This window comes from Mesorhizobium sp. AR10 (assembly GCF_024746795.1).
Lineage (GTDB): Bacteria > Pseudomonadota > Alphaproteobacteria > Rhizobiales > Rhizobiaceae > Mesorhizobium.
The window spans coordinates 737,582-751,903 of sequence record NZ_CP080524.1; the positions used below are offsets into that span (position 1 = coordinate 737,582).

Consider the following 14,322-nt stretch of genomic DNA (forward strand, 5'->3'; position numbering starts at 1 on the left):
TCCAAGCCCTGGGCGTTGACGCCAAACCTTCACCTGCGCGCCCGAACCTGTCAGGTCCCGGCGTGCCGTCTGCACACTCCGAAGCGGTAAGCTCTTGTGTCCGGAATTTATTAGTATACAAATGATATTTGCGTCAAGACGCCAGTGTGAAACACCTTTCCAAACTGAGACATATCCGTAGTCCGGGCATTTCGGGTTTCGACAATGAAAGAGAATTTTTCGGCGCAGACGCACGATTCCCTGGGCAACGTCGTCGCCGGCATCGATGTCGGCGGGACCTTTACCGACCTGCTTCTGATTGACGGCCGCGACGGTGGCCGGGTGCATATCGCCAAGACCCCGACCACGGTCGACAACCAGGCATTCGGGGTCGTTTCGGCGCTTGGCGCCACCGGATTCCCGATCGACGGCATCGACCTCATCGTGCACGGCACGACCACCACCACCAACGCAGTGCTCGAGCGCAGATTGGCGAAGACCGGCATGATCACCACGCGCGGCTTTCGCGACGTGATCGAGCTTGGCCGGCGAACACGCCCGCAGGCCTATGGCATGACGGGCACATTCGTTCCGATCATTCCGCGCAATCTGCGGCTCGAAGTGTCGGAGCGCGTCGAAGCCTCTGGCGCGGTTCGCGTTCCGCTCGACGAACCCGAGATGCGCGCCGCCGTGAGGACGCTGATCGGGGCCGGATGCGAATCCCTGGTCATCCATTTTCTGCACTCCTATGCCAATCCGGCGCATGAGCGTCGCGCCGCTGAAATCGCCGCCGAGCTCTGGCCGAACGGCTACATCACGTCAGGACATGCGCTGTTGTCGGAAGCGCGCGAGTTCGAGCGCGGCGTCACCGCTTCGGTCAACGCTTCGGTGCAGCCGATCCTCGAACGTTATGTCGAGCGGTTGCGAAGGGAATTGGCATCAAAAGGCTATGCCCGTGACTTCCTGATCATGAACGGCAATGGCGGCATGATCTCGGCCCGCTTTGTCACCCGCGAATCGGCCAAGACCGTGATGTCGGGGCCAGCCTCCGGCGTCATTGCCGCCGCCTATACGGGGAAACGCGCCGGTTTTGAAAACCTGGTCACCTACGACATGGGCGGCACTTCGACCGACGTGGCGCTGATCCGCAATGCGGAGCCGGCGGTGTCGAACGAGATCGAGATCGAATATGCGATGCCGATCCATGTGCCGATGGTGGCGGTGCACACGGTCGGCGCCGGCGGCGGCTCGATCGCCCGCGTCGATGCGGCCGGGTTGATCCAGATTGGTCCGGAAAGTGCCGGCGCCAATCCAGGCCCGATCTGCTACGGACGCGGCGGCGACGAGCCGACCATCACCGACGCCAATCTGGTGCTGGGACGGCTGGCGCCGAAAAAGCTGCTTGCGGTCGAAAATCCTGTCACCGTCGAACGCGTCACCGGCATCTTCGAGGACAGAATAGGCAAGGCGACCGGTCTGTCCGGCGTCGAGGCCGCAGGTGCGGTGCTGCGTCTCGGCAACATGAAGATGGCCGGCGCTATCCGCATGGTGTCGGTGTCGCGCGGCCACGACCCGCGCGATTTCGCATTGTTTGCCTTTGGCGGCGCCGGGCCGCTGCATGCGACCGCATTGGCGCGCGAACTCGGCCTGCCGAAAGTGCTGGTGCCGGCACGGCCGGGCATCACCAATGCGCTTGGCTGCGTCGTCGCCGACCTGCGCCACGATTTCGTCAACACGGTCAACCAACCGGTGGGGACGATCGACGAATCCAAGCTTCACGAGGTATTGGAACGGCACCGAAACGAAGGTGAAGAGCTGATCGGCAAGGAAGCGGTGAAGCCGGAGACGATCCGCGTCACCCACTCCGCCGACATGCAGTTTGTCGGCCAGACCCACATCATCAACGTGCCGCTGCCATCGTCGTCGGTGACGCGTGAAATGCTGCAGCAACTGTTCGAAAAAGCCTATTTCGCCCGCTTCAAGGTTGAGCTGCCGGAAATCCGTGCCAATCTTGTCAATCTCAACACCTCGGTGACCGGTGTCAGGCCGGCAATCGATCTTTCGCGGCTGATCGACCCGGCGGGCCGCGCAAAAACGCTCGACGAGGCACGACGCGAGATCCGGCCGGTCTGGTATGGCGGACGCTGGCACGCTACGCCGGTCTACGCACGCGAAAAGCTGCCGCTCGACGCCATCATCGTCGGGCCGGCGATCCTCGAACAGATGGACGCGACCACTGTGCTCGAACCCGGGGACCGGGCGCGGTCGGATGCCGACGGGAACATCATCATCGACATCGGCGAGGACTGAGATGGACAAGCTCGACGCCATCACGCTTTCGGTCATCCAGGCGGCCCTGCAGCAGGTCTGCGATGAGATGGACCTGACTTTTTCGCGCGCCGCCTTCTCGCCGGTGATCGCCGAGGCCAACGACCGTTCCGACGGCATTTATTCGGCGGTCGACGGCGCGCTGATCGCGCAAGGCAGCCAGGGCCTGCCGGTGTTCGTCGGCGTGATGCAGTATTCGACCAGAACGGTGATCGAAATGATCGCCGACGGGCGCTGCCTGCCGCCCGAGCCGGGCGACATCTACATCGTCAACGATCCCTATCTCGGCGGCACGCATCTGATGGACGTGCGCTTCGCCATGCCGGTCTACCGGGGAGGAAAAATCTTCTGCTGGCTGTCGAACACCGGCCACTGGCCGGATATCGGCGGCTCGGTGCCGGGCGGTTTTTCCGCCTCGGCGACAGCGGTCGAGCAGGAAGGCCTGCGGCTGCCGCCGGTCAAACTGTTCAAGAAGGGCGTGCTCGATCCGGAGATCTACGCCATCATCTGCTCGAACATCCGCGTCGCCGACCAGCGCATCGGCGATATCCGGGCGCAAGCGGCGGCATTGCTGATCGGCCAGGATCGCCTCAATGGAATCCTGGATCGTTACGGTGACGAAACGGTAGTCGAGGCGATCGCCGAATTGCGCCGCCGCGCCGCCGAACAGATGCGCGCCAACATATCAGCCATTCCCGACGGCACCTACCGTTCGCAAGCCTTTGTCGATTCCGACGGGGTGGTGAACGAGCCGCTGACCATCGCGCTGGCGGTCGAAAAGCAAGGCGACACGCTGAGCTTCGATTTTACCGGCTCGTCGAAGCCCTGCGCGGGGCCGATGAACAGCGTGCTGGCGACGACCTTGTCCTCGGTCTATCTCGCCATGCGCCATATTTTTCCGGACGTGCCGATCAGCGCCGGCGCTTTCGAGCCGCTGATCGTCAAGCGGCCGGACGGCACCTTCCTCGACGCAAAGTATCCGCGCCCGGTGTCTGGCTGCGCGGCCGAAGTTTCGCAGCGCATCGCCGAAGCGGTGTTCGCGGCAATGGTGCAGGCGCTGCCCGACAAGGTGACGGCCGCGCCGGCCGGCTCCAGCGGCAATTTCGCGCTCGGCGGCAACGACCCGGCGCGCGGCCGCGACTACGTCATGTACCAGATCTCCGGCGGCGGCTATGGCGGCAATGCCGGCCATGACGGGCTGACCAATGGCTGCTCGACCATCGGCATTTCCAAGTCGCCACCGGTCGAGATCATGGAGCAGGCGTTTCCGGTGCTCTATCGCCACTACGCCTTGCGCGAAGGGTCGGGCGGCGCCGGCAAGCATCGCGGCGGGTTCGGCCTTGCCTATGAGGTGGAGATCCTGCGCGGCGACGCCCGCGCCTCCTTCGTCATGGACCATGGCCGTTTCGGACCGCAGGGCGCGCTCGGCGGCAAGGATGGCGCGGTCAACACAGTGACGGTGTTTCGTGGTGGCGAGGAGCATGTGCCGCCGCATCTGTCCAAGGAGCAGGACATCGCACTGAAAGCCGGCGACCGCGTTCGTGTCGGCACGCCGGGCGGCGGCGGCTATGGCGATCCGTTCCAGCGCGACGCCGATCTGGTGCTGCGGGATGTGGGGTTGGGCTACTACACGTCCGCAGAAGCCGCGGAGAAATTCGGCGTTGCGCTGTCGGCGGATGGGCGGGCAATCGACCGGGCAGCAACAACAAGCACGCGCACCGGCTAATCTCGCTAGAGCGGTTCATCGTTTCACGAAAAGGCAGAACCGCTCTATCTCTTTGTTTTGACGCAATTCCGGACGGAAAACCGTTTCACACTTTTCCTGGAATTGCTCTAGCGCCGATCGATCGCTGCGCCGCGATCGGCGCATGACATGTCGTTTCCGTCTCCGCCGGGGACACAAAAGATCGTAGACTTCTCCGGTCAACGGAGATCAGGACCATGCGCCCCTACGCTCGTTTCGTGCTTGCCGCTTCGCTCGCCCTGGCTCTCGCCACGGGTGCTGCTTCCGCCCAGGACAAGAAACTCAAGCTCGGCACCGAGGGTGCCTATCCGCCCTTCAACTACGCCAATGCCGATGGCACGCTGGGCGGCTTCGACATAGATCTCGGCAAGGCGCTGTGCGCCGAGATGAAGACCGAATGCGAATTCGTCGTGCAGGATTTCGACGGCTCCATCCCCGCGCTGCAGGCCGGCAAGTTCGATGCGATCATCAACCTCACCATCACGCCGGAGCGCGCCGAGAAGGTGGATTTCACCCACAAATACTACCAAACGCCGCCGGCTATAGCCGTGCCGAAGGATTCGGCGATCACCGGGACTGCACCTGAGGACCTGAAGGGCAAGGCGCTGGGCGTGCAGAGCGCGACCATCCATCAGAATTTCGCCGAGCAGAAATACAGCGGTTCGACCGTCAAGGCCTATCCAACCGGTGACGAGGCCCGCGCCGACATGGTCAATGGCCGCCTCGACGCGGTGATGGACGGCTCTATCATCCTGACCGAATGGCTGAAGAAGCCCGAGGGCGCCTGCTGCAAGCTGCTTGGGACCCTGACCGCGGATCCGGCCATTCATGGTCCCGGCGTCGGCATCGCGCTGCAGAAAGGCAACAAGGAGCTGACCGACAAGCTCAATGCCGCGATCGACGCGCTGCGCGCCAACGGCAAGTACAAGGAAATCAACGACAAGTATTTTGCTTTCGACGTCTACGGCACCTGATCCCGGCAACAATCAACTTCGGCAGCGCCGCCTGGGCGCTGCCGATTTTTTCTGAATGATGGAGACTTTCTTGGCCGAACGGCGATCCCCATTCTACAGCAGCATCGTCGGACTGGGCGCGACGATGGGACGGGTCGGCGGCGATTTCATCTCGGCCAAGATCTATTCCGGCATTGCCGACGAGCATCTGAACACCCGCAAGAATGTCGGCGTCCAGGACCTCAGCACCATGGGCAAGATGGACATCAAGGGCCCCGACGCCGAGGCGCTGGTCAATCATGTCATCGTCAACGATGCCGCCGCCATGAAACCCGGCCAGGTGCGCTATTCCACCGTGTGTCGCGACGACGGCGGCATCATGGACGACCTGACCGTGTTCAGGCTGGCGCCTGAGCATTTCATGCTGGTGACAGGATCGGTCAACCGCCTGAAAATGCTGCCATGGCTGCTGCATCATGCAGAGGGGCGAAAGGCCTATGTGACCGACATCACCGCTTCCATCGCCTTCCCGACGATACAGGGTCCGCGCTCGCGTGAACTGCTGAAGGCACTGGTGCAGGATGCCGATCTGGGTGGATTGAAACGCTGGGCGTTCACGTCAGGTCGAATCGGCGAGACGAAGGTGCTGATCTCGCGCACCGGGGTGACCGGCGAACTCGGCTTCGAGCTATTCGTGCCGGCCGACGAGGCCCCTGTGATCTGGGACGCGCTGATGCGGGCCGGCCGGGATTTTGGTTTGAAACCGTATGGCGTGCTGGCGATGTTCACGCTCGGGCTGGAGAAGGCCTATCCAGCGCATGGCATCGACATGGACGAGAGCCGCACGCCGTTTCATGTCGGCCTCGATCGCTGGATCAAGTTCGACAAGGGCGATTTCGTCGGCCGCGAGGCGTTGCTCAGGGTTCGCGACAGAGGCGTCGACGAGCGGTGGACCGGACTGATCCTCGATGGTGATACGCCGGCTGCGACGAATGCGCGGGTTCTGGCCGACGGCGAGGATGCCGGCGTCGTCACCTACAGCGACCACGGCTATTCGCTGGGCACAGTGCTGGCGACCGCGCATCTGCGGCTGCCGTTCACCGGGATCGGTACGGAGCTCAGCATCGACATCGACGGTACGCCGACACGCGTGGTGGTGGCGCCGATACCGTTCTTCGATCCCGAGGGCGTACGGCTGCGCGCTTGAAGGTAGCGCGACCCAGGGTGTGTCGAGATTCAGGTCTAGGCCAGCTTGGCCAACAACTTCATGAAAGTCGCTGCCTCCTTGGCCGAGAGCGGGGCCAGCGTTTCCTCAGTGATGTCGCGAGCGAGCGGTATCAGCCGCTCGATCGCGTCGCGGCCCTCGGCGGTCAGATTGACCAGCAGGCGCCGCTTGTCGACCTCGTGCTTGGTAAGGTCAACAAGGCCACGCGCCTTCAGCCGGTCGATGACACCCTTCACCGTTGCCGCATCCATGGCGATCAGCGTGCCGAGCTGGTTCTGCGAGGTCTCGCCAACGTCGTGCAGTTTGGCCAGAGCGGCGAATTGCGGCGGCGTCAGATCGGCGATACGCGCGGCGAAGATCGAGACATGGCGCTGGTGCGCCTTGCGCAGGATGAAACCGACCTGCTCCTGCAAGCGATAGTCGTTTTCGTCGGGCTCCTCGGCCTCGACGAGCTTGAGCAATTTGTCCTCGCCGCTCACCGCAATCCGTCCCAGGCCTTGATGTCCTTGGCCGCGAGACCGCCCATGCGGTCGTGCACGCGCGGGCCGCAGGTCATGGCGAGACAGAACAGGATTTCGTCGGGGCGGGGGCCGTCGCTGATGCCAACTTCCATGGCGTCGAAATGGCTGCGCACATAGGCGGCGTTGATGTGGCCAAGCGGCACGTCGAGCTTTGAACCAAAGGCGCCGACCTTCTTTGCCGACGGCACGATCGCCTTGGCGTCGCCGAGCCGTTCGCGCATGGCATAGCCGCCGGGCACATGCCACAACGCGCCATGCTCCAGCTCGCCTGCCGTGCCGACGATGGCGCCCTTGCCGTAGCCGTCGATCTGTTTCACGTCGCCGCCCAAAGCGGCGATCAGCCGGTCAGCGAGCAGCAGCCCAAGCGGCTTCAGATCGTCCATGGCGCTCTGCAAGTCGTCGACGTAACGGCCGGCGAACGGGTTCTTCACCAGCGCCATGGCGGCGGCGCGGCGGCGCGGCACCTTGGCCACCGGCCCACCTTCGTGAAAGATCTCCTCGGTCAGCACCGCGATCTTGCGGATCGAAAACTCAGGCATGGGCAACTTCCTTCCCAGGGATTTTGGTGGGCGCGGCAAGCGCCATGGAACCAGTGATGCTGATATGACCGGCAAGGAAAAGCGCGGCGGCTGATATCAGGCCGTTTCGGCGAAAATCATCGGCGACAGCAAGCCCGCTGTCCAGTGCAGTGGCGATTTCAGCCGCGGAAAGTGGCCCGACACCCTGCGTGACCAAGCGGTCGCCAAGGTCGCTGTCGGGCGCGAGATCGTGCGCCGGCTCGCGCTTGACGGCGGGGTGACCGGGCAGGTCGATTGCGTTGGCGATGAGCGTCGCGGCGGCATCAGCTTCGGCGCCAGTCCGCGCCAGCACGGTGACGGCGTCGGCAATGCCGAGCGAGAAGGAGCGGCCGCGCCAGCCGCTTGTCGCGATGCCGCGAATTCCGTCTTCGGCACGTACGGTGATGCGGTCGGAAAGTCCGTGTCCAGTGCCGGCGATGGCGAGGGTCATCGACTGGCCCGGGCCGAGATGGATGGCGCTGTCGCCGCCATTGTTGACATAGGCGCGGTCTAGTTTTCGCCCGGCAAGCAGCGCGCCAAGAATTTCGTCGGCTACCGAGCCGGCAACCGCAGCCATCGGCGTGATGAATCTTTTCGCCAGCGGCACGATTGCCGCTTCCATGCGCCGGGCGGTCGGGCTGGCGAAATGGCGTAACCGCGATGAGGCCGGGCGGCGCAATTCAGAGAGCTCCTCTACAAGCTCCGTCAGAATGGTCTGGAAGCGCGCCACCGCCTGTTCGTAGGCCGCGCGGCGTTCGCCCGCCTCGCCAAAAGCCTCTACGATCAGGTCGATCGGGCCGTGATTGAGATGCATCCGCCTGCCGCTCTCAAGCCAATGCGCCTGCGGGCCGTTCATCATCCGGCACCATACGAGGGCGCACGCCGCAACTGTGCCAGCGGCGGCCATGGGTTCTGTGCTGCTGCACCGGCGTTGCGGCGCGGATTGAGGTACTCGCCGCCCTTGGCAAAGATATCATCGACGCTGCGGATCTCGGCTTCGTGGCCGCCCAGCCTGATATAGTCGTCGCGACGCAAGGTGAACTCGATCGGCGCCACCAATGCCGGGGTCGGCACATAGCCGAAGGCACCTTCCGGCACGCGGGTAACATCGACCATCAGCGTGATGCCGCCGCCCGGCCAGACATAGACCGGCGCACCGCCGACCGTCACATAGGTGGTCAGGCCTTGCACCGAGCGAGTGAGGTTGACCGGATTTTCGGTGACGCCGGCGCGCAGCGAACCGCCGGCGCCGCCAATGAACAGCACGGTGCAGAGCGCCGGCTCGCAATTGTCTTCGATCAGCCCGACCGACTTCTGCAGCCGCTCCGGGAACGGTTTTTGCACCGGCTTCAATTCGTCGTCGAGCTCGTAGTAGGCAAACTGCTCACCAGTGGTCGAGACCATCAGCAGCGACAGGCCGGGGCGAGCGCCCTTCTTCGCATTCCATTCGCCAAGGATCGACAGCGGGTCGGAAATGCTGGTGCCGCCCCAGCCGAGGCCGGGCTCGGAGACCTTGAAATAGCGGCCTGGCGTCGAACGGCGGCCGATGATCTTTATCCCGGTGTCCTGCCATCCCAGCACCTTGCCTGCCTGATGCTCGGAGACGACGCCGGTGATGTGATCGTCGACCACCACCACCTCGTCGACAAGGCCCCGCCACTGGGTGGCGAACATGCCGATTGTGGCCGAGCCACAGCCAACGCGCATGCGGTGTTCGACCTTGCCGTCGATGACCGGCGGTTTGCCGGCTTCGACGATGATGGTCGCGCCGCCATCGATGGTCAGTTCGACCGGCTTGCCGTTGCACAGATTGAGCAGCGCGTCGCAGGTCGCGCGACCTTCCGCCTTGGAGCCGCCGGTGAGGTGATGCACGCCTCCCAGCGACAGCATCTGCGAACCATACTCGCCTGTGGTGACATGGCCGATCGCCTCGCCTTGGGCGCGGACAATGGCTGTCTCGGGACCAAGGTGACGGTCGGTGTCGATCTTCACCTTGACGCCGCAGTAGGAGAAGATGCCCTCGGTGACCACGGTGACGAGATCGACGCCTTCGACCTCCTGGCTGACGATGAAGGGGGCCGGCTTGTAGTCGGGATAGGTGGTACCGGCGCCGATCGCGGTGACGAAGCGGCGGCCGGTGTTGACCAGTTCGCCGTCCCAGGCCTCGCCCTCGGCAACGAAGGGCACGACCGCGCCGCCGGTCTCGGCCGCATGGTCGAGGATGGTCAGCGGATCCATGCGCACGATGCTGCCGCCGACATTGCCGTAGCGGTCGCAGGCGCCGGTGCGGCCGTCAGCGATGTAGCACATGACCGGACAGGCATCGCAGCGGATCTTCTCCGCCACCTGCTTCTCGCCGAGATCGTGGGTTTCGAAACGTTCGGCAAGCTCGCTCATCGGCGTGCCTCCTTGTCGCGGATCGCCGCGCGGATGCGGCTCGGCGTCGCCGGGACCTTGGTGACCAGCACACCGGTGGCATGGCGGATGGCGTTGAGGATCGCTGGCGCCGTCGGGATCAGCACATGCTCGCCCAGCCCCTTGGCGCCAAAGGGGCCCTCCGGATCGGGTACCTCGATCAGGATGGTCTCGATCGGCGGTACGTCGCCGATGGTGGGGATCAGATAGTCGTGCAGATTCTCGGTGCGGCCGGGAATGTACTCCTCCATCAGCGCCATGCCGATGCCTTGCGCGATGCCGCCCTCGATCTGGCCCTCGACAAGCAACGGATTGATCGCCTTGCCGACATCGTGTGCGGCGGTGATTTTTATCAGCTTGACCGTGCCGAGCTTGAGGTCGACCTCGAGTTCGGCGATCTGCGCCCCGTAGCCATAGAGGGCGTAGGGCTTGCCCTGCCCCTTGGCATCGAGCGGAAGGGTCGGCGGGTCGTAGGTCTCCTCGGCACGGAAGACGAACCCGTCCGCATCCACATCGAGCGCGACAAGGTCGATGCGGCGGGTGGCTTCGCCCTCACGAATGACAATTGTCTGCCCATCCAGATGCAGCGATGCCTTCTCCGACACATTGGCGAAACGCAGGATGGTTTCACGCAAGGCGCGACCGGCCTTTTCGGCGGCTTTGCCGGTGACGAAGGTCTGGCGCGAGGCGGATGTCTTGCCGGCGTCGGGGGTGATCGCCGTGTCGGCGCTCTTCAGCCGGAATTTGTCCAGCGGCAGGCCAAGCGCGTCGGCGCAGATCTGCGTGATGACGGTGTTCGAGCCTTGCCCGATGTCAACGGCGCCCTGATGCAGGACGACATCGCCGGTGGCCGAGATGCCGACCCTGATGGTCGAAGGATTGGGCAACGAGGTGTTGCCGCAGCCATACCAGCAGGAGGCGACGCCGACGCCGCGTTTTTTTGCGCTGCTGCCGGCGTTGAACGCCTCGGCATCGACAAGCGCGCGCGCCCAATGCGACTGCAAGGCCTCAAGGCACTCTTCGATGCCGACGCCCGAGACCAGCTTCTGGCCAGTAACCGTTTCGGACCCGTTACGAAGGCAGTTTTTCAGCCGAAAATCCAACCGATCCAGGCCGAGCTTTTCGGCCAGTTCGTCATAGAGGGTTTCCTGCATGATCGTCGCCTGCGGCACCCCAAAGCCGCGGAAGGCGCCGGAGATCGGGCCATGCGTGTGGATGGCGCGGCCTTCGGCGCGGTAGTTCGGCGTTGCATAGGGGCCGGAGGCGTGCACCGGCACGCGGTTGGCCACCGTCGGCCCCCAACTGGCATAGGCGCCGGTGTTGAAATCGCCCGCGAAGATCATGCCGGTGACAAGGCCATCGGCATCGGCGCCGATCGTCGCCTTCATCTCGGCGGGATGGCGCTTGGTGGTCGAGATCATCGATTCATTGCGGGTGTAGGTGAGTGCGGCCGGCCGTCCGGTCTTCATCGCCACCAGGCCGATCAGGGGTTGCAGCGAGACATCGAGCTTGGAGCCAAAACCGCCACCAGTGGCGGTCGGCACGATGCGCACCTTGTCGATGGCAAGGCCAAGCACTTTTGCCGTGTCGTCGCGGTCCATGTAGGGCGCCTGCGTGCAGGCGACGACGACCAGCGTGTCGCCGTCCATATAGGCATAGCCGGCTTCCGGTTCGATGTAGGCGTGTTCGACATAGGGTGTGTCTATGGCACCGGAAACGGTGAATGTCGCCCCGGCAAGGGCCGCTTCCGGATCGCCGCGTTCGACAAAACCGGAAGTGAGCAGGTTTTCCGGCCGGTGTTCATGGATCAGTTGGGCACCGCCGGCCTGCGCATCGCATGGCTGCAGGAAATGCGGCAGCTCGGTCCAGCGAACCGGAAAATCCGCAAGGTCGAGATCGAGGATCGCCTCGCGCTCGCCGGCGACCAGCGCCACCGCCTCGCCGCGAAAGCGCGAAAAACCTTCGGCGAGAGCGGGCTGATCGGCAAAAGGCCTAATCACGCCGAAACAGTTTTTCCCCGGGATGTCGGCAGCGGTGAAGACACCGACAATGCCGGGACGGGTCTTCGCCCAGGCTTCCAGGTCGCCGAAGGTGAAGCCAGCATGATAGTGCGGCGAGCGGACAACCAGAACCGCAAGCGCATCGACCGGGAAGGAATCGCCACCGAATTTTTCGCCGCCAGTGACCTTTGGCTGGCCATCGAGCCGGATCGGCGACGAGCCCACGGCATGGCCGGACTGCGGCATGCGGTGGTCGAGGCCGTTGGCGTGGCGCGACGCATCCATCACCGCGGCGACGATTTTCCGGTAGCCGGTGCAACGGCAAAGAATACCGCCCAGCGCATCCTGGGTTTCAGCCTCGGTCGGGAAGGGTTTCTCATCCAGAAGCGCTGTCGCGGCGACCAGCAGGCCGGGTGTGCAGATACCGCATTGCGCCGCGCCATGATCGAGGAACGAGGCCTGCAGCGCCGACAGTTTTCCGTTGGCGAGCCCTTCGACGGTCGTCACGGCCGCGCCAGCCACGGAGGCAGCAGGCACCAGGCAGGCGCAGACCGGATTACCGTCGACAAGCACCGTGCAGGCGCCACAATCGCCGGCATCGCAGCCGACCTTGGTGCCCGTCAGCCGCAATTCGTCGCGCAGCACCGAGGAGAGACGCCGCACCGGCGACACGCAGACGGAAACGGCGGCACCGTTGACCTCGAAAGCGATGTCGGCGCGTTCCATCATGCCGCCACCTTGTCACTGGCGCTGTGGCCGACCGCAGCAAGCACGGCGCGGGCGACGATCTCGCGCGCCGCGCCCAGTCGGTATTCGGCGCTGCCGCGCACATCGCCGATCGGCGAAAGTTCATCCATCGGCGCGGACAGGACCGCATCGGCGAGCAAAGCGTTGGCCGGCAGGCCGCGCAAGGCGGCTTCGACGGCTGAAAGGCGCTTGGCAACCACCGAACAGGAGCCAATGGCGACGGCTGCGTCCCTGACGATGCCACCCTCGACGGTCAGGCGTGCTGCCGCCATGGCGATGGATATGACGAGATAGCGCCGGGCGCCAAGCTTGACGAAGGCAGAGGTGCCGGTGGCCACGGATCTCGGGACACGGATGGCTGTGACCATTTCGTCCGGCTGCAATTCGGTGCGGCGGTTGCCGAGGATGAATTTTTGCAGTGGCAGAGTGCGGGTCGTCGCCGCCGAGCGCAATTCGACCTCGGCATCAAGCACGAGCAATGGCGGCACGCCGTCAGCGGCCGGCGAGGCATTGCAGAGATTGCCGGCCATCGAGGCGACGTTCTGGATCTGCACCGAGCCGACTTCCCGCGCCGCCTGCTTCAGCGCATCGAAGGCCGCCGGCAAGGGATGGCGGACAAGATCGGTCCAGGTCGTGCGCGCACCGATAACCCAATGGGCCTCGGTCTCAGTGATGCCGCGCAAAGCCGCCAGGCCATTGATGTCGAGGACGTTTTCGCGGTGCGGCTTGCTGCCCTGCGCGGGATAGAAATCGGTGCCGCCGGCAAGGATGCGCCACGGAGCTTCGCCAAGCAAAGCGAGCGCCTCGTCGACCGTGGTGGGTTTCGCGTAACGGATCACGCCTTACCTTCCGAAACAAAGGGCCTTCCAGAAAAGAGGGCTTCCCGAGGAACCCTGCCGGCGTCCGAACTGGCCAAATTCATTCGTATGCAAATGATATCAAGCCGGCAGGGATTGTCAAAGCCGGAGTTTGCGCCGCTGTGCGCATCGATCCTGCGCACAAGCATTTGTTATGCCGCCAGCGCATGATCCCCGAAAATCGGAATCGATTTTCGGAAAGGATCTTGCGCAAAATCAAAGTGCTACAGCGTCCTTTGCGCGTCCAACAGGGACGCGCGGCGCTGTAGTGGTTGACGCAGCCGGCCATCTGGTCAAGTTTCTGCATCCGGTCGCGTCAGCGGCATTTTTCACTTGGAGCCTGAGACCAAGAGGAGGCCCCATGGCCGTCGAAGCGCTTGTTGTCATCGACCTGCAGAACGATTTTTGTCCCGGCGGCGCGCTGGCGGTGGCCGGCGGCGACGAGATCGTGCCGCTGGTCAACGACCTGATCCGGCGGACGGAGCATGTCGTGCTGACGCAGGACTGGCACCCCGCCGGCCATTCAAGCTTTGCCTCGAGTCATCCCGGCAAGCAGCCCTTCGAATCGATCGACATGCCTTATGGCCAGCAGACTTTGTGGCCGGACCATTGCATCCAGGGCAGCCTGGGTTCGGATTTCCACTCGGGCCTGGCCTGGACCAAGGCCGAACTGGTGATCCGCAAGGGCTTCCGTCCGGCGATCGACAGCTATTCGGCCTTCTTCGAGAACGATCGCACGACGCCGACCGGCCTTGCCGGCTATCTCAAGGAACGCGGCATCGATAGTGTGACCCTGGTCGGGCTGGCAACCGACTACTGCGTCGCCTTTTCGGCGCTCGACGCGGTGACGCACGGCTTCCAGACAACAGTGCGGCTCGACGCCTGCCGCGGTATCGATCTCAACGGCTCGGTCGAAGCGATGCTAAAGCGGATGCGCGATGCCGGCGTGACGCTCGAAGAACACGCGCCGGACTGATAGGACCGTGAGCATCTGAT

At 64.1% G+C, this 14,322-nt stretch carries 11 protein-coding genes; 5 read left to right on the forward strand and 6 right to left on the reverse strand.

The features are described from left to right. Positions 1-204: 204 nt before the first annotated feature. The 4 genes from LHFGNBLO_RS06835 to LHFGNBLO_RS06850 all read left to right on the forward strand — a co-directional run bounded on the left by LHFGNBLO_RS06835 (position 205) and on the right by LHFGNBLO_RS06850 (position 6,211). Positions 205-2,289 carry a hydantoinase/oxoprolinase family protein gene (locus LHFGNBLO_RS06835; RefSeq protein ID WP_258605387.1) on the forward strand — a complete coding sequence of 695 codons (2,085 nt, stop codon included), beginning with the start codon at positions 205-207 and terminating at the stop codon, positions 2,287-2,289. A gap of 1 nt (position 2,290) precedes the next feature. Next, on the forward strand, positions 2,291-4,033 hold the full coding sequence (locus LHFGNBLO_RS06840) for a hydantoinase B/oxoprolinase family protein (RefSeq protein ID WP_258605389.1): 1,743 nt from the start codon (positions 2,291-2,293) through the stop codon (positions 4,031-4,033). Between the two features lie 215 nt (positions 4,034-4,248). Continuing rightward, positions 4,249-5,025 carry an ABC transporter substrate-binding protein gene (locus tag LHFGNBLO_RS06845; protein WP_258605390.1) on the forward strand — a complete coding sequence of 259 codons (777 nt, stop codon included), beginning with the start codon at positions 4,249-4,251 and terminating at the stop codon, positions 5,023-5,025. A gap of 55 nt (positions 5,026-5,080) precedes the next feature. Further along, positions 5,081-6,211: an aminomethyltransferase family protein gene (locus LHFGNBLO_RS06850; RefSeq protein ID WP_319944215.1), complete on the forward strand. Its 1,131-nt coding sequence runs from the start codon at positions 5,081-5,083 to the stop codon at positions 6,209-6,211. 35 nt (positions 6,212-6,246) lie between these two features. Here the strand turns inward: LHFGNBLO_RS06850 and LHFGNBLO_RS06855 are convergent, their stop codons facing one another. Genes LHFGNBLO_RS06855 through LHFGNBLO_RS06880 form a run of 6 tightly spaced genes read right to left on the reverse strand, consistent with a single transcriptional unit; the run spans position 6,247 to position 13,308 of the window. After that, the gene (locus tag LHFGNBLO_RS06855; protein WP_258605394.1) at positions 6,247-6,708 is read right to left on the reverse strand and encodes a MarR family winged helix-turn-helix transcriptional regulator; all 462 of its coding nucleotides are present in this window, start codon (positions 6,706-6,708) and stop codon (positions 6,247-6,249) included. Then, the gene (locus tag LHFGNBLO_RS06860) at positions 6,705-7,289 is read right to left on the reverse strand and encodes an amino acid synthesis family protein (protein WP_258605396.1); all 585 of its coding nucleotides are present in this window, start codon (positions 7,287-7,289) and stop codon (positions 6,705-6,707) included. The genes LHFGNBLO_RS06855 and LHFGNBLO_RS06860 overlap by 4 nt, the downstream gene beginning before the upstream one ends. Then, entirely contained in the window at positions 7,282-8,163 is an 882-nt protein-coding gene (locus LHFGNBLO_RS06865; RefSeq protein WP_258605398.1) for a UPF0280 family protein, read from the reverse strand. The genes LHFGNBLO_RS06860 and LHFGNBLO_RS06865 overlap by 8 nt, the downstream gene beginning before the upstream one ends. Then, positions 8,163-9,704 carry a 6-hydroxynicotinate reductase gene (locus tag LHFGNBLO_RS06870; protein ID WP_258605400.1) on the reverse strand — a complete coding sequence of 514 codons (1,542 nt, stop codon included), beginning with the start codon at positions 9,702-9,704 and terminating at the stop codon, positions 8,163-8,165. Before LHFGNBLO_RS06870 ends, LHFGNBLO_RS06865 begins: the two co-directional genes overlap by 1 nt. After that, the gene (locus tag LHFGNBLO_RS06875) at positions 9,701-12,448 is read right to left on the reverse strand and encodes a molybdopterin-dependent oxidoreductase (RefSeq protein WP_258609631.1); all 2,748 of its coding nucleotides are present in this window, start codon (positions 12,446-12,448) and stop codon (positions 9,701-9,703) included. Before LHFGNBLO_RS06875 ends, LHFGNBLO_RS06870 begins: the two co-directional genes overlap by 4 nt. Next, positions 12,448-13,308: an FAD binding domain-containing protein gene (locus LHFGNBLO_RS06880; RefSeq protein ID WP_258605402.1), complete on the reverse strand. Its 861-nt coding sequence runs from the start codon at positions 13,306-13,308 to the stop codon at positions 12,448-12,450. The genes LHFGNBLO_RS06875 and LHFGNBLO_RS06880 overlap by 1 nt, the downstream gene beginning before the upstream one ends. Before the next feature lie 379 nt (positions 13,309-13,687). Here LHFGNBLO_RS06880 and pncA point away from each other — a divergent pair, with 379 nt between their 5' ends. Further along, on the forward strand, positions 13,688-14,302 hold the full coding sequence (gene pncA, locus LHFGNBLO_RS06885; RefSeq protein ID WP_258605404.1) for a bifunctional nicotinamidase/pyrazinamidase: 615 nt from the start codon (positions 13,688-13,690) through the stop codon (positions 14,300-14,302). Positions 14,303-14,322 lie beyond the last annotated feature (20 nt).